Raw genomic sequence first — 16622 nt, forward strand, 5'->3', positions numbered from 1 at the left:
TGTTCTTCGTTAGTCTAAATGAAACATCGCCTGTTTGTATAAGCAGGCGATAGGAGAAAAGTGAGAGTATGTAGGTGAGCTTAGTCAGTCAAGCTGAGCTTATTAATTATGTGCTCTGCTTGCAGTAGATAGTCTCCACCGAACAGGTTGCAGTGATTAAGTACATGATAAAGGTTGTATAAATCACGACGTTCTTCATAGCCTGCATCAAGTGGCCATACAGATGCATAACCTTCATAAAAACGACGAGGGAAACCACTGAAGAGTTCTGTCATGGCGATATCACATTCACGATCACCCCAATAGGTGGCGGGATCAAAAATGATTGGTCCTGCAACACTTAATGCGGTGTTGCCATGCCATAAGTCACCATGAAGTAGCGATGGTTTCGGTTGGTGCTGTACTAAGATCTCAATAACATTGCTTGTTATGGTATCGATATTACCGAACTTGAGCCCTTTTTCTTCACAGAGCTGTAATTGCCATGCAATGCGTTGTTCTGCAAAAAAACGGCACCATTTTCGTCGCCATTTATTAGGCTGTGGGGTAAGTCCAATGTAGTTGTCAAAATCAAAACCATATTCAGCTTGTTCGCCCCACAGGTGAAGGTCTGCGAGTTCTTTACCTAAGGTAAAAGCGGATTGATCATCGATGGTCTTGGTTGGTAGATAATTAAGCACAAGGAAAGACTTATCGCGACTCACGCCCATGTGAACGTAGTTAGGGACATCAATGCTGTTTGATTCAGCTAGCAGACGAAGACTTTCGGCTTCGCTTTCAAAGATGGGTAATAGGTCGCGATCATTAAGTTTAATGAAGAAACGTTCTTCACCGTCGCTGATGCAATAGCATTGATTAATGTCACCGGCCTCGATCGGTTGGTGTTCACTAATCTTAAATGGTCGATCAAGTATTTCTGAAAGCTGGTGAGAAATTGCTTGCCACATAGCATCCTCCACGGCAATTCGATCAAGACAATAAAGATGACAACCCTAATTGCGTGCGGGAAAGTCATACGTTTCATCAACATCTTAGACCATTTATCGTGGTAATAACCGTGCTTTTATCAAGGTTTTACAGTCTTATTCCAATATGCGTGATTTTTATTGGAACGAACTTTAGACGTAAGACATGGGCAAGTGACTGACTCGTAGCGATAATTGAGAAATGAGCAAAAAAAGAAGGTGGATAAACCACCTTCTGTTAGGACAAGATTATTATCAATTATTTAGGCGAATTATATTCACACACTTGGCAGCAATTGTGCTGGCATGAGTGTGTTGTACTGTGCTTCGAGCAATAAAGCGTTGGCTTTTTCAATATCAGGTGCGAAATAGCGGTCTTTATCGTAAAAGCTGACACGCTCGCGTAATATTGCTTTTGCTTCTTCTATGCGTTGTGAGCTTTTATGGGGGTGACGGAAGTCTATCCCTTGTGCTGCTGCTAACAACTCTACTGCTAATATGCCACGGGTATTGGCAGCCATTTCATTTAGGCGGCGCGCTGCAAACGTAGCCATCGATACGTGATCTTCTTGATTAGCCGAGGTTGGTAGGCTGTCGACACAAGCTGGGTGTGCCAAACTTTTGTTTTCGCTGGCCAGTGCCGCAGAGGTAACTTGCGCAATCATAAATCCAGAGTTAACCCCGCCGTTGTTGACTAGAAATGGCGGTAATTTACTTAGGCTACTGTCGATTAATAAGGCCATACGACGTTCTGATAAACTGCCAATCTCCGCAATGGCTAATGCGAGGTTATCGGCAGCCATTGCAACTGGCTCTGCATGGAAGTTGCCGCCAGAGATAATATCGTCATCGTCGGCAAAGACCAGCGGGTTATCAGAGACAGAGTTGGCTTCTACTTCGAGCACACCTGCGGCATGGCGTATTTGTTGTAAGCATGCGCCCATAACCTGAGGCTGACAACGCAGTGAGTAGGGATCTTGGACCTTTTCACACTGTTGATGCGATTGCCCAATCTCACTGGAGATGTCCAGTAAATGACGGTAAGCCTGCGCGGCGTCCATTTGGGTACGATGGCCTCTTACACGGTGAATACGAGGGTCAAATGGACGTCGACTGCCTAATGCTGCTTCAACTGACATCGCACCACACACGGTAGCCGATGCAAACAAATCTTCTGCTGCAAACAGACCTTCTAGTGCAAATGCCGTTGAGGCTTGTGTGCCATTCAATAGGGCTAAGCCTTCTTTGGGCGCTAGGGTTATAGGTGCTAGCCCTGCATACTCTAGTGCAGTTTTACCTGATACGACTTCCCCTTTGATTCTGGCTTCACCTTCCCCCAGTAATACTGTGCTCATGTGAGCGAGTGGGGCAAGGTCACCGGATGCGCCCACTGAGCCTTTTTTCGGAATACAGGGGTATATTCCTGCGTTGACTAACTGCATTAGCGCATCCACGACAAGCGGACGAATACCAGAATAGCCACGCGCTAAGCTATTGATCTTCAGCACCATCATAAGACGTACTGTTGCGTCGTCCATGTACTCACCAATGCCAGCGGCATGTGACAACACGATACTGCGTTGGAGTGTTTCTAAATCTTCCACCGCAATACGCGTGTTGGCGAGTAAGCCAAAGCCAGTGTTAATGCCATAGACTGTTTTGTCTTCATCTATCACACGCGTTACCGCTTCAACGCTGGTGAGCATCTCAGGGTAGGCTGATGAATGTAATGACACGTTAATCGGGTGACGGTTCACATCACGTAACTGATTAAGGCTGAGCTTGCCTGGCACTATTTCAAGGTTGTAGGTATCAATCTGATGCATGGTGCTTTCCTTTGCCGTTATCATGACTGTGAGTGTGTGTTAGGAGCTAGCATAGGTAGATCTAATGCTTGTTCTTGGGCACATTGTTTTGCGATGTCATAACCTGCATCGGCATGGCGCATAACGCCTGTGGCGGGATCGTTATGTAACACGCGTTTAACCCGTATGGCGGCATCATCGCTGCCATCACAGACTATCACCATGCCTGAATGCTGAGAGAAGCCCATGCCAACACCACCACCGTGGTGGAGTGATACCCAGGTTGCCCCAGAGGCGGTATTCAGTAGTGCATTAAGCAACGGCCAATCAGAAACAGCATCAGAACCATCCATCATGCCTTCAGTTTCGCGGTTTGGACTAGCGACTGAGCCTGAATCAAGGTGGTCACGGCCAATGACAATAGGTGCTTTAAGTTCGCCATTTCTGACCATTTCGTTGAATGCGGCGCCTAAACGTGCGCGGTCTTTCAAACCAACCCAGCAAATACGCGCAGGTAAACCTTGAAACTGAATGCGCTCGCGCGCCATGTCTAACCAGTTATGTAGCTGTGGATTGTCTGGGATCAGCTCTTTTACTTTCTGATCGGTTTTATAGATATCTTCAGGATCGCCTGATAGCGCTGCCCAGCGGAACGGGCCCACACCTTCACAAAATAAAGGTCGAATATAGGCAGGAACAAACCCTGGGAAATCAAAGGCATTTTCTACGCCTTCTTCAAATGCCATTTGGCGGATGTTATTACCATAATCGACAGTCGCTGAACCGTTGCTTTGCAGCGCTAACATGGCTTTTACTTGAACTGCCATCGACTGTTTGGCCGCTTTTACCACGGCTGCTTCATCTTTTTGGCGCATTGTTGCTGCGTATTCTAAGCTCCAACCTTGTGGTAAATAGCCGTTAAGTGGGTCATGTGCTGAGGTTTGATCTGTCGTTGCATCGGGTGTAATACCACGATTAACGAGCTCTGAATAAACATCGGCGGCATTGCCTAATAAGCCAACAGAAACCGGTTTACCCGTTTGTTTTGATTCTTCAATGATGGCTAACGCTTCATCGAGGCTGGTGGCTTTACAGTCGACATAGCCCGTACGAAGACGATAATCAATTCGGCTTTCATCACATTCAACAGCAAGCATAGAGAAGCCAGCCATGGTGGCAGCCAGTGGTTGGGCTCCGCCCATACCGCCCAAGCCGCCTGTTAAAATCCAGCGCCCATTAGCGACACCGTCAAAGTGTTGTTTTGCCATTGCAACAAAGGTTTCGTAAGTGCCTTGGACGATCCCTTGGGATCCAATGTAGATCCAGCTACCTGCGGTCATTTGACCGTACATCATCAAGCCTTGTTTATCGAGCTCGTTAAAGTGTTCCCAGTTGGCCCAATGCGGAACAAGGTTGGAGTTGGCGATAAGTACACGAGGTGCATCTTTATGGGTTTGGAATACACCAACAGGTTTACCTGATTGCACTAAAAGCGTTTCGTTATCTTCTAGTCGTTTAAGTACTTCAACGATTTTGTCGTAGCATTCCCAGTTACGGGCTGCACGGCCTATCCCACCATACACAACTAACGCGTGAGGATGCTCGGCCACATCAGGATGAAGGTTGTTCATTAGCATTCTAAGAGGGGCTTCTGTTAACCATGATTTAGCGCTAAGTGATGTCCCTGTCGGGGCGCTAATAGTTCGGTTTTCATCTAAACGAGATGTTGCTGAGTGGTGCGTCATTTTGCTCTCCTTGCGGTATCTACCCATAGGTTAGTGTTTATGTAAATGCCTATGTAAACGCCTATGTAAACGCTTGTGTAAACGGGTATGAACGATGCGAATTTAGTTTGTACTGTTGATGTGTTGCTAGATTTGGCTGTGTTTCATTAATTCACAGTTTTTATGAATCGACAGTGTTTTATGAATCAACAGTGTCTTGTGAAATCATGGTGTCTAATGGATAGGTTGCGCCTTAACGAATAGATTGTGCAATCAGCCATGTCAGCCTTGCAGCTAACCGCGCAGTTTGATTATCGATATCAAAGCGAGGGTTTAGCTCTGCAATGTCGGCAACAAGTAATTTGTTTTCGTGTTGTGCATTTTTTGCAGCAAATATGGGTTGTAACAACGCCTCAAAAATATCGAGCGGGATCCCTCTGGCAGCTGGTGCACTAACACCAGGTGCTACAGAAGCAGGGAAGGCATCCATATCAATCGTGAGGTAGAGGTAATCACATTCAGCAATAAAGCCCTGTAAAATTTCAATGCCTTGTTTTAACTCAAAATAGTTGAGGTTGTGATCTTCAATATAAGTTACGCCAAGTTCATCCGCTTTATCGAACAGTGCCTGTGTATTGCTGGCTTGATTCACGCCAATGCAGGCGTAATGAAATGGCCAGCTTTGCAGTTCACAAAAGCGAGCGGCTTGATGAAAAGGTGTGCCTGAGCTTCCAAGGTTCCCACCTAAGGCTGCTGGTAGGCTCCTTAAATCAAAATGCGCATCAAAATTAATAATGCCAATGCGCGGCACGTGTTGGGGTGGATAGTCAGACGATGATATCTCGTGTTGCTGAGTTTGCTTTTGTTGAATGTATCGGCCTAAACCTTGAAAAGTCCCCCAAGCGACTTCATGGCCACCACCAAAAACAATCACTTTGTGTTTTTGGCGAAGGGCTTGTGATACATCGTTAGCTAATCGTAACTGAGCTTGTTCAAGGTTACCGTCATCGCAATGGATATCGCCGCCATCATAGATAGGTTCTTTATGGTGCCAAGCTAGGTTTGCCAGAGCTTTACGAATCACCACTGGGGCATCATAAGCGCCAGTTCTCCCCTTGTTGCGGCTTACGCCCTCATCACACGCAAAGCCTAATAACATGATGCCTTCATCGTTGGCGTTATCGGCTGGCTGTACTTGATGGTGCCAACGTAAACCACGATCGCTATCTTCAGCGTCATTTCGGCCTTGCCAAGGGCTCATGTCTATCACTGCGGAACGCATATCAATCGGCATAAAAGAACTCTCCATCAACAACACGGGCGAGCAAATCCGGTACGCCAATGCGATACGATAATTCAGCCGGGTGTACTAGCTGCCATATAGCCAGATCTGCATCCATACCAACACGAATTTGCCCTCGACTTTCCCCTAACCCTAGGGCTTGAGCTGCATGACAGGTAACACCTCGCAGGCTTTCTTCTGGTGTGAGTCTAAAGAGGGTACAGGCAAGGTTCATCATCATGCGCATTGAAGCGATAGGTGAAGTGCCTGGGTTAAAGTCACTGGCAATCGCCATTGGCACTTTGGCCTTGCGAAGTGCATCGATAGGAGGATATTGGGTTTCACGAAGGAAATAGAATGCACCGGGTAACAAAGTCGCTACCGTTCCGTATTTTTGGAGTGCGGTAACACCAGCATCATCCAGGTACTCAATATGATCAACGGATGTTGCCCCCATTGATGCAGCAAGTTGGCTTCCACCTTGATTAGATAGCTGTTCAGTATGGCCTTTAATCTTCAATCCATGTGCAAGTGCAGCAGCATACACACGCTCACATTGTTGATTGCTAAAGCCAATGTTCTCGCAAAACACGTCGACAGCATCTGCTAACTTCTCAGCTGCGACAACGGGAATTATTTCAGTGCAGATATGATCGATATAGCCATCGGCATTATGTTGATACTCTGGAGGAAGGGCATGTGCTGCCAACAATGTGGTGCTGACTTTTATGTCTTCAAGTTCGCCAATGGATTTTGCTACGCGTAGCATCTTTATTTCATCTTCGAGGGTCAGCCCATAGCCAGATTTAATTTCAATGCTTGTTACGCCGTCACGTTTTAATCCTTCCAACCGATCAATAGCTAATTCGTAAAGCTCGTCTTCGCTTGCAGCTCGGGTGGCTTGAACTGTAGCAAGAATACCGCCACCCGCTTTAGCGATAGTTTCGTATGGTACACCTTGCAAACGTTGTTCAAACTCATTGGCGCGATTCCCCGCGAAAATGAGGTGAGTATGACAATCAATAATACCCGGAGTGACCAAGGCTTGTTGGCAATCAATAACATCAGGATGACCATGAAGATCGACATGATCTGATGATCCGATATAGCTGATCTTACCATTGATAATGCCGATCACTGCATTGTCGATAATATGATAGCCATTGTTTTCATCAGCGGACTGATTTGCTATTGGCTGCATAGTAACGAGCTTTAGATTAGTAAGAACACGATCCATGATTATCCCACAATGTTATTAATGTATATACAAATAAATAGACAATTTTCTCACTGAACTCAAGATGAGATGTAAAAGAAATGTGATCGTTATACTGAGTTCAGAGAGTGTTAAGCTAGTTTTGTGAGCAAGATCAGTAGGAAATATATAAGTCGCTGTCGATGAATTCAGTTTAAAAAATGAATAAAAGTCATTGTGGTGTTGGGGAGAGTAAAGAAAGAGAAAGCGATGTTTCCACTCCGCTTTCTTTTTAAGGTTTAATGGGGCTTAGACTGCGTTACGTGAGCTTAATTTATATTTATCGCCTGGATGATAAAGTAACGCGGTACTGATCAGGTTTTTATTGCTCCAGGTTCGTCTGTTTAGCAATAAACAAGGGGTTGAATCTAGCATCTTGAGCAAGGCTGAAATACGTTTTGGCGGCAAAATTGCCTCGACGGTATGCTCTATATCACTCAACGGGCATGTTTGAACAAGGTACTCGTTGGGTGTTTGCTGCGTGAAGTCTTGATCCAAGTATTGCGGAGCATAATCAGGGTTTACCCAGCGTTCTTCAAGCTGAATAGGGGAGTCATCCTGAAAGTGCACAATTTGGGTGAAGTACAATGCAGTACCATGCCTAACGCCGAGCCGTAACGCGGTATCGTCTGTTGCGGCGACTTTTTGCTGGCTGATCACTTGGCTAGAATATTGGTGGCCGCGCTCAGTCACTTCTTTAGCGATGTTAGTGATAGTCATCAGCGGAGACTCGGCTTTTTTATGGCACACAAATGTACCACGCCGTGGAGTACGCTGAAGTAAACCTTCTGATACCAACTCTTTGACAGCTTTATTCGCTGTCATACGACTAACATTGAACTGTTCAGATAGCGCAATCTCAGTCGGGATTTGATACCCCGGCATCCATTGGCGACTCTGTATATGATCTTTTAAGTATTGCTTAATAACTAAGTAACGTGGAGATTGGCTCATTGCTATAAGTCCATATTTGCCTATACAAATAAAAGCAACTTTTATGTGTGATTGCAAGTTTAGCGAGTAGGCTTCGAGCGGGATTATTCTATATTTGCGCTTGAACGCAACAACGAAGGTGATGTTTTGGGGAGGATTAACATAAGTTTTGCAAGCCTATGTGATAGGTGACGCTAGCAAATGATGGTATTTTATTTGTTTAAAATCATACAAGTAGGTTTATAGACTATGACAAGTAGATACGAATCTGGTTTGACCAAGCTAAATGAATTAGCACCTGGCGCGGCAGATAGCATGATGGACACTTTTCGTGACGTTTGCCCTGATTTAGCAAAGTATACGATTGAGTTTCCCTTTGGTGATGTTTTACAACGTGATGGTTTAGATTTTCGTACGCGTGAATTAGCCACTATTGCTGCATTGACGGCAATGGGAAACTGTCAGCCACAGTTGAAAGGGCATATTAGCGGTGCGTTAAACATCGGCTGTACTCAGAAAGAAATTACTGAAGTGATTTTGCAAATGTCGGTTTATGCAGGCTTTCCTGCTGCAATTAATGGTATGACAGCAGCTAAAGAGGTGTTTGAGTTATTGGATGATCACGACGCAGAGTAACGCCATATATAGTGAATACCATACTATTGTGCGATGATTACGCCTTATATCTGCTTTTTTAGGAATAGCAATGTTAGAAGAACAACAAAACAACCCACTTCACGGCCTTAAATTAGAAACGCTACTCACAGAGCTTGTCGACTTTTATGGCTGGGAAATCCTTGCAACTGCTATGCGTTTTCATTGCTTTACAAAAAATCCTTCAATCGCGAGTTGCGTTAAGTACTTTCGTAAAACTGAGTGGGCGAGAGAAAAGCTAGAAGGCTTCTATTTATCTCGCTTTAAGCGCATGCCGCGTGCATCTGACGAAGAGTATGCTTTACCGCCTCGTAAGCGTACGTTTGCAAACGGTATTGAGCCACGTGAACCTATGGTATTAACGGTAGAGTCGATTGAATTGTCGCAAGCGAAAGCCGCTTCTGCTTATAAAGACCGTTCATCACGACCTTCTCGCCGTCGTTAATCCTCACTTGTTTTGCTTTATATTAAGGATGTACTGTGAATAGTATTCCAACAGAAATGACCTTCTTTGAACGTTTTGAAGTGGACATTTTGGCTAAAAAGAAAACCATCACTATTCGCGATGAATCTGAAAGCCATTACCAAGTTGGTTCAGTCGTGGACGTGTCTACATACGAAGATGGTCGTTGGTTTTGTAAATTAAAAATCGACGCGGTAACGCCCGTTTTGTTTTCTGAACTAACAGATTTCCATGCAGAGCAAGAAAATATGACATTGCCAGAACTGAAATCTGTCATCCAAGATATTTACCCAAACATAGAGTCTCTCTATGTGGTTACTTATCAACTTGTTGAAGCATGATTATAAACAGAGGCTTTGCAATCATTATCTAGCCTCTGCTATTATCGCGAACGCTTTGTCTCACTATATCGCTCTGTATTGCGGGGTTGGTGAAGCAAAAGCCTCTTAATTTAACTCATCAAAGCTTTCAAAGGCTTTACAACTGACATGTGCTACTTGGTGTGTGGCACCACTGTAAGGAATATTCAATGCCTGTAATTACTCTTCCTGACGGCAGTCAACGTCAATATGACAATGCTGTATCAACAATGGACGTAGCGCTTTCTATCGGTCCTGGCCTTGCTAAGGCTTGTATTGCTGGTCGTGTTGACGGCGAACGTGTTGACGCTTGTGATCTAATTGAAAATGATGCTTCTTTAGAAATCATCACAGCGAAAGACGAAGATGGTCTAGAAATCATCCGTCACTCTTGTGCGCACCTTTTAGGTCATGCGATTAAGCAACTATATCCTGAAGCAAAAATGGCGATCGGCCCAACGATCGACAACGGCTTCTACTACGATATCGATCTTGAGCAATCGCTAACCCAAGATGATGTTGATGCTATTGAAAAGCGCATGCTTCAACTTGCGAAAACTAAGTATCAAGTCGTTAAGAAAAAAGTGAGCTGGCAGGAAGCACGTGATGCGTTTGAATCACGTGGTGAAACCTACAAAATGGAAATCCTAGACGAAAACGTATCACGCGATGATCGTCCTGGCCTTTACCATCACGAAGAATACATCGACATGTGTCGTGGCCCACACGTACCTAACATGAGCTTCTGCCAGAACTTTAAGCTTCTGAGCGTAGCGGGTGCATACTGGCGCGGTAACAGCGATAACAAGATGCTGCAGCGTATCTACGGTACTGCATTCCAAGACAAGAAGTTGCTAAAAGCACACTTAACGCGTCTAGAAGAAGCAGCAAAACGCGATCACCGTAAAATCGGTAAGCAACTTGACCTGTTCCACATGCAGCAAGAAGCGCCGGGTATGGTTTTCTGGCACCACAACGGTTGGACTATCTTCCGTGAGCTAGAAGTATTTGTTCGTGAGAAACTAACAGAATACGATTACCAAGAAGTGAAAGGCCCATTAATGATGGACCGTGTACTTTGGGAACGTTCTGGTCACTGGGACAAATACGCTGAAGCAATGTTCACGACGAATTCAGAGAACCGTGAATATGCTATCAAGCCAATGAACTGCCCAGGTCACGTGCAAATCTTCAACCAAGGTCTGAAGTCTTACCGTGATCTTCCACTACGTATGGCTGAGTTTGGTGCTTGTCACCGTAACGAACCATCGGGTGCACTTCACGGTATTATGCGTGTTCGTGGCTTTACTCAAGATGATGCGCACATTTTCTGTACAGAAAGCCAAGTACAACAAGAAGTTACATCTTGTATTAAAATGGTATATGATACGTACCAGACATTTGGTTTTAACAACATTGTTGTTAAGCTATCTACACGTCCTGAAAAACGTGTAGGCTCTGACGAAATGTGGGATAAAGCTGAGGCTGACCTAACATTCGCCCTTGAGTCAATGGATATTCCATTTGAGATTCAAGAAGGTGAAGGTGCATTCTACGGTCCTAAGATCGAGTTTACGCTTCACGATTGTTTAGATCGTGCATGGCAGTGTGGTACAGTTCAGCTAGACTTTGCATTGCCAGAGCGCTTAGGTGCAACATACGTGGGCGAAGACAACGAACGTCATACCCCAGTTATGATTCACCGTGCAATTCTTGGTTCACTAGAGCGTTTCATCGGTATTCTTATCGAAGATTATGCAGGCTTCTTCCCAACATGGTTGGCGCCTCAGCAAGCTGTTGTGATGAATATTACTGACAGTCAGTCAGAATATGCTCAAGAAATTGTAAAAAAACTGCAAAAATGTGGAATTAGAGTCAATGCGGACTTGAGAAATGAGAAGATTGGCTTTAAAATCCGCGAACATACTTTGAAGCGAGTGCCTTACATGCTTGTTTGCGGCGACAAAGAAGTCGAAGCAGGCGAAGTAGCAGTTCGAACTCGCAAGGGTAAAGATTTGGGTAAAATGAAGATTGATGACCTTGTTGCATTCTTGCAGCAAGAGATTAGCAGTCGTACGCTTAATGTTTTGGAGGACTAAGGTATTAAAGGCGGAAGAAGAACTCAAGCACCAGTTAAACAAAATGCGCACCGTTTAAACGGTGAAATCCATGGTGTTAGCGAAGTGCGTCTAACGGGAATTGATGGTGAATCAATTGGTGTTGTTTCATTTGTTGAAGCGACTCGTATTGCTAATGAAGCCGGTGTGGATTTAGTTGAAATCAGCCCGAATGCCGAGCCACCAGTTTGTCGTGTGATGGACTATGGCAAGTACCTGTTCGAAAAGGCGAAGGCTGCTAAAGAGCAAAAGAAAAAGCAAAAACAAATCCAGATCAAGGAAGTTAAATTCCGACCTGGTACAGACGAAGGCGATTATCAGGTAAAACTACGCAACCTGACTCGCTTTTTAGAAGAGGGCAACAAGGGTAAAGTCACACTACGTTTCCGTGGTCGTGAAATGGCCCATCAGAATCTTGGTATCGAGCTTCTGAATCGTATTAAGGCAGAACTAGAAGACCTAGCGGTCTGCGAAAGCTTCCCTAATCGAGTTGAAGGTCGTCAAATGACGATGATGCTTGCCCCTAAGAAGAAGTAATTACGGCATTAAAGTAGCTAAAAGCGCTGCTCCGGCAGCGCTTTTGTTCGCCTGATTACTAGTTTATTAACTATCAACAATGCGGAGTCTCATCATGCCTAAGATGAAATCCAACAAAGGCGCAGCTAAGCGCTTTAAAAAAACAGCTGGTGGCTTTAAGTTTAAGCACGCTACAAAACGTCACATCCTGACTAAACGTACTACTAAGAACAAACGTCAGCTTCGTCCAAACGCTATCCTTCCTAAGTGTGAAGTGGCAGCTGTTGCACGTATGCTTCCGTTCGCTTAATCGTTTTTAGTTTTATTTTTATTATTTTAGTTAGGAGTCTCCTATGCCTCGCGTAAAACGTGGTGTACAAGCGCGTGCACGTCACAAGAAAGTTCTTAAACAAGCTAAAGGTTACTACGGTGCACGTTCACGTGTTTACCGCGTAGCTTTCCAAGCTGTTACTAAAGCTGGTCAATACGCTTACCGTGACCGTCGCAACAAGAAACGTACTTTCCGTCAACTTTGGATTGCACGTATCAACGCTGCTGCTCGTCAAAATGGCATGTCTTACAGCCGTCTAATCAATGGCCTTAAGAAAGCATCTATCGAAATCGATCGTAAGATCCTTGCTGATATCGCAGTATTCGACAAAGCTACTTTCACAGTACTTGTTGAAAAAGCGAAAGCTGCACTGTAATTTCAGTCCAGTTTGATTTTGAAAAGGAGAGCCTCGGCTCTCCTTTTTTTATACCTGAGATTCCTTCCCCGTAGCGAAATTCATACTCAGTACTGCTTCTGAATTCAGTCCGTCTCTCAGAGAGATAGCGAATAATCTTTCAATCTATACCTATCAGGGTATTTTTTTAAACAAACAAACCTATTTCTTACAAATCAGTTTGGTTTTAGACGCTTGTTTCTTTAGTATGTATCGTTACGCGAATTTATATCTCCCTTATGGACGCCACCTGTGGGTGGATGAGGAAATGATGCAACATCTAGACGAGATTATTGCCGACGCAACGGCAGCTATTGAGCAGGCTGATTCTTTAGTCGCTCTGGACGAAGTCCGAGTTCAGTACCTAGGTAAAAAGGGTCACTTAACCCTTCAACTACAACAACTAGGTAAACTACCACCAGAAGAGCGTCGCACTGCTGGTCAAGAAATCAATAAAGCTAAGCAAGCCGTTCAAGGACTGCTAGTGGCTCGTAAAGATGCCCTACAACGCGCAGAACTAGAAACAAAACTTGCAGCTGAAACGATTGACGTGACTATGCCTGGTCGTCGTATTGAAAACGGTGGTATTCACCCTGTTACTCGTACGATCGAACGTATTGAAAGCTTCTTTGGTGAGCTTGGCTTTACAACTGAAGCTGGTCCTGAAATCGAAGATGCTTTCCACAACTTCGATGCATTAAACATTGCAGAAGATCACCCAGCACGTACGGATCACGATACTTTCTTCTTTAACCCAGATTTGATGCTTCGTACGCACACATCTGGTGTTCAGATCCGTACATTGGAAGCAAGTCAGCCGCCACTACGTTTTATCGCACCTGGCCGTGTTTACCGTAACGATTACGATCAAACACACACACCAATGTTCCACCAAGTGGAAGGTATGCTAGTTGACGAAAACGTGAACTTTGCACAGCTTAAAGGTGTTCTGCATGACTTCCTATGCAACTTCTTTGAAGAAGAAGTGGAAGTCCGTTTCCGTCCATCTTACTTCCCATTCACTGAGCCTTCTGCAGAAGTAGACGTGAAAGGCAAAAACGGTAAATGGTTAGAAGTACTTGGTTGCGGTATGGTTCACCCGAACGTACTTCGCAGTGTAGGTATCGATCCTGAGAAATACTCTGGTTTCGCATTTGGTATGGGCGTTGAGCGCCTAACTATGCTTCGTTATGGTGTAAACGATTTACGTGCGTTCTTCGAGAACGACCTTCGTTTCCTAAAACAATTTAAGTAATCCAGAGGTTTAATCACTATGAAATTCAGCGAATCTTGGCTTCGTGAGTGGGTTAGCCCTTCGGTTACGACTGACGAACTAACTCACCAAATTACAATGGCTGGCCTAGAAGTAGACGACGTTCTACCTGTAGCAGGTTCATTTACTGGCGTTAAAGTGGGTCAGGTTGTTTCTTGTGAACAACACCCTGATGCAGACAAACTACGTGTGACTAAAGTTGATGTTGGTGCTGAAGAGCTTCTAGACATCGTATGTGGCGCGTCTAACTGTCGTCTTGGTATTAAAGTCGCGGTTGCTACTGTTGGTGCAGTACTTCCTGGTGATTTCAAAATCAAGAAAGCGAAACTACGTGGTCAACCATCTCACGGTATGCTTTGTTCTTTCTCTGAGCTGGGTATCGATGTTGAGTCTGACGGCATTTTAGAATTAGCAGAAAGTGCAGTACTAGGTACTGATTTCCGTGAATTCCTAGGTCTAAACGACGTTACTGTTGATGTTGATCTAACGGCAAACCGTGCTGATTGTTTCAGCATTCGTGGTCTTGCTCGTGAAGTCGGTGTTCTAAACCGTGCTGACGTGACTGAGCCTGCTGTTGACGCTGTTGCAACATCGATTGAAGATACAGTTTCTATCGACGTTACAGCATCTGAAGCTTGTCCTCGTTACCTTGGTCGTGTTGTTAAAAACGTGAACGTGAAAGCTGAAACGCCACTATGGATGCAAGAAAAACTGCGTCGCTGTGGTATTCGCTCTATCGATCCTGTTGTTGATATCACTAACTTTGTTCTACTTGAACAAGGTCAGCCTATGCACGCATTCGATCTAGCGAAGATCGAAGGTGGTATCGTAGTACGTATGGCAGAGCAGGGCGAGAAACTGACTCTTCTAGACGGTACTGAAACTGAGCTAAACGCAGACACACTTGTTGTTGCAGACCACACTAAAGCGCTAGCAATTGCTGGTATCTTTGGTGGTGCTGATTCTGGCGTAAACAATGAGACTCAAGACGTTCTTCTTGAGTGTGCGTTCTTTGCACCTGACCACATCCGTGGTCGCGCACGTAGCTACGGTCTACACACTGACTCTTCAATGCGTTTTGAGCGTGGTGTGGATTTTGCACTACAGCACAATGCAATGGAGCGCGCGACTCAACTGCTAGTTGAAATCTGTGGCGGTGAAGTAGCACCTGTTGTTGGCGTTGAATCTGACGCTGATTTACCTAAGCCAAATACGGTATCTCTACGTCGTACTAAGCTAGATAACCTACTAGGTCACCACATCGAAGATGCTGACGTTGTAGAGATCTTAGAACGTCTAGGCCTAACGGTTGTAACAACAGCGGAAGGTTGGACTGCGACTGCGCCAACATGGCGTTTTGATATCGCAATCGAGCAAGACCTAATTGAAGAAGTAGGTCGTATCTACGGTTACGATAACATCCCGAATCAAGCACCTGTTGCTGCACTAAACATGAATGATCATAAAGAAGCTAACTTACCGCTTAAGCGCGTACGTGATCTTCTTGTTGACCGTGGTTACCACGAAGCCATTACTTATAGCTTCGTAGAGCCAGAGCAACAAACCCTGATTGTTCCAGGTGTTGAGCCACTAGTACTACCATTCCCAATTTCAGCAGACATGTCAGCAATGCGTCTTGGTCTAATCCAAGGCTTGCTAAACACTGTTGTTCACAACCAGAAGCGCCAGCAGCCACGTGTTCGTTTATTTGAATATGGCCTACGTTTCATCCCTTGTGAAACCGCTGAAAATGGCATGCGTCAAGAACCTATGCTTGCTGGCGTTATTGCTGGTAACCGTAGCGAAGAGCACTGGGACATTGAGAGCAACACTGTTGATTTCTTCGACCTAAAAGGTGACTTGGAAGCGGTTCTTGAGCTAACAGCTAACGATGTAGCATTTGGCTTCAAGTCAGCGAAGCACCCAGCACTTCACCCTGGCCAAACAGCAGCAATTGTTGTTGATGGCAAAGAGGTTGGTGTAATTGGTACAGTTCACCCAGAACTTGAGCGTAAGTTTGGCCTTAACGGTCGTACTGTCGTATTCGAAATCGAGTGGAGTGCAATCAACTCTCGTGAACTACCAGAAGCCGCTGCTGTTTCTAAATTCCCTGCAAACCGTCGCGATATCGCGGTTGTTGTAAGCGAAGATGTTGCTGCTGGTGACGTTGTTGAAGCTTGTCGTGCACACGGTGGTGAACTACTAACAGGTGTTAACTTGTTTGATGTTTACCGTGGTAAAGGTGTAGAGGAAGGTAATAAGAGCCTTGCAATCGCACTTTCACTGCAATCAACAGAGCGCACACTAGAAGAAGCCGATATTGCAAATGCAGTAGAAGCAATTGTTGCAGCGCTTGCTGAGAAGTTTAATGCGTCGCTACGCGATTAATACTTTACGCTAGGTTACCAGTAGGCAGCCAAAGCGAGAGAATAGTTTTAGAGGGTGACTTGTTTATCAAGTCACCCTTTTTTTATTCTGAAAATTTACGCTATAGGGATATAAGGTATCGCAACAATTGAATAGATGTTGAGTTTTGATTGTTTTTTGTATC

15 protein-coding genes are annotated in these 16622 nt (G+C 44.8%); 9 read left to right on the forward strand and 6 right to left on the reverse strand.

Features of this window, described 5'->3' with window-relative positions:
* Positions 1-80 precede the first annotated feature (80 nt).
* From OCU87_RS07140 to hutC, 6 genes are all read right to left on the reverse strand, one after another.
* A complete protein-coding gene (locus tag OCU87_RS07140; protein ID WP_261858107.1) occupies positions 81-947 on the reverse strand; it encodes a fructosamine kinase family protein in 867 nt (288 codons plus the stop codon).
* Positions 948-1243: 296 nt separating this feature from the next.
* Entirely contained in the window at positions 1244-2791 is a 1548-nt protein-coding gene (hutH, locus tag OCU87_RS07145) for a histidine ammonia-lyase (protein ID WP_261858108.1), read from the reverse strand.
* Between the two features lie 20 nt (positions 2792-2811).
* Positions 2812-4515 carry a urocanate hydratase gene (hutU, locus tag OCU87_RS07150; RefSeq protein ID WP_261858109.1) on the reverse strand — a complete coding sequence of 568 codons (1704 nt, stop codon included), beginning with the start codon at positions 4513-4515 and terminating at the stop codon, positions 2812-2814.
* A gap of 232 nt (positions 4516-4747) precedes the next feature.
* Positions 4748-5788, reverse strand: a complete 1041-nt coding sequence (hutG, locus tag OCU87_RS07155; protein WP_261858110.1) for a formimidoylglutamase — start codon at positions 5786-5788, stop codon at positions 4748-4750.
* Positions 5778-7013, reverse strand: a complete 1236-nt coding sequence (hutI, locus tag OCU87_RS07160; RefSeq protein ID WP_261858111.1) for an imidazolonepropionase — start codon at positions 7011-7013, stop codon at positions 5778-5780. Before hutI ends, hutG begins: the two co-directional genes overlap by 11 nt.
* Positions 7014-7280: 267 nt before the next feature.
* Positions 7281-7985, reverse strand: a complete 705-nt coding sequence (hutC, locus tag OCU87_RS07165; RefSeq protein ID WP_094956307.1) for a histidine utilization repressor — start codon at positions 7983-7985, stop codon at positions 7281-7283.
* 228 nt (positions 7986-8213) lie between these two features.
* Between hutC and OCU87_RS07170 the strand changes: the two genes are divergently transcribed.
* From OCU87_RS07170 to pheT, 9 genes are all read left to right on the forward strand, one after another.
* Entirely contained in the window at positions 8214-8600 is a 387-nt protein-coding gene (locus tag OCU87_RS07170; protein ID WP_261858112.1) for a carboxymuconolactone decarboxylase family protein, read from the forward strand.
* A 70-nt stretch (positions 8601-8670) separates the two neighbouring features.
* The gene (locus tag OCU87_RS07175; protein WP_062691123.1) at positions 8671-9063 is read left to right on the forward strand and encodes a VF530 family DNA-binding protein; all 393 of its coding nucleotides are present in this window, start codon (positions 8671-8673) and stop codon (positions 9061-9063) included.
* Positions 9064-9119: 56 nt separating this feature from the next.
* A complete protein-coding gene (yqfB, locus tag OCU87_RS07180) occupies positions 9120-9422 on the forward strand; it encodes a N(4)-acetylcytidine aminohydrolase (RefSeq protein ID WP_062691144.1) in 303 nt (100 codons plus the stop codon).
* A gap of 188 nt (positions 9423-9610) precedes the next feature.
* Positions 9611-11539, forward strand: coding sequence for a threonine--tRNA ligase (gene thrS, locus OCU87_RS07185; protein ID WP_261858113.1), 1929 nt, complete (start codon positions 9611-9613; stop codon positions 11537-11539).
* A gap of 84 nt (positions 11540-11623) precedes the next feature.
* Positions 11624-12094 (forward strand): translation initiation factor IF-3, encoded by a 471-nt coding sequence (gene infC, locus OCU87_RS07190; protein ID WP_062691121.1) that lies wholly within the window; start codon positions 11624-11626, stop codon positions 12092-12094.
* 94 nt (positions 12095-12188) lie between these two features.
* Positions 12189-12383 (forward strand): 50S ribosomal protein L35, encoded by a 195-nt coding sequence (gene rpmI, locus OCU87_RS07195; protein WP_036832349.1) that lies wholly within the window; start codon positions 12189-12191, stop codon positions 12381-12383.
* Between the two features lie 43 nt (positions 12384-12426).
* Entirely contained in the window at positions 12427-12780 is a 354-nt protein-coding gene (gene rplT, locus OCU87_RS07200) for a 50S ribosomal protein L20 (protein WP_048897216.1), read from the forward strand.
* A 289-nt stretch (positions 12781-13069) separates the two neighbouring features.
* Positions 13070-14053 carry a phenylalanine--tRNA ligase subunit alpha gene (gene pheS, locus OCU87_RS07205; RefSeq protein ID WP_062691143.1) on the forward strand — a complete coding sequence of 328 codons (984 nt, stop codon included), beginning with the start codon at positions 13070-13072 and terminating at the stop codon, positions 14051-14053.
* An 18-nt stretch (positions 14054-14071) separates the two neighbouring features.
* Positions 14072-16459, forward strand: a complete 2388-nt coding sequence (gene pheT, locus OCU87_RS07210) for a phenylalanine--tRNA ligase subunit beta (protein ID WP_261858114.1) — start codon at positions 14072-14074, stop codon at positions 16457-16459.
* The last annotated feature ends 163 nt before the right edge of the window (positions 16460-16622 follow it).

This window comes from Photobacterium sanguinicancri (assembly GCF_024346675.1).
Classification (GTDB): domain Bacteria; phylum Pseudomonadota; class Gammaproteobacteria; order Enterobacterales; family Vibrionaceae; genus Photobacterium; species Photobacterium sanguinicancri.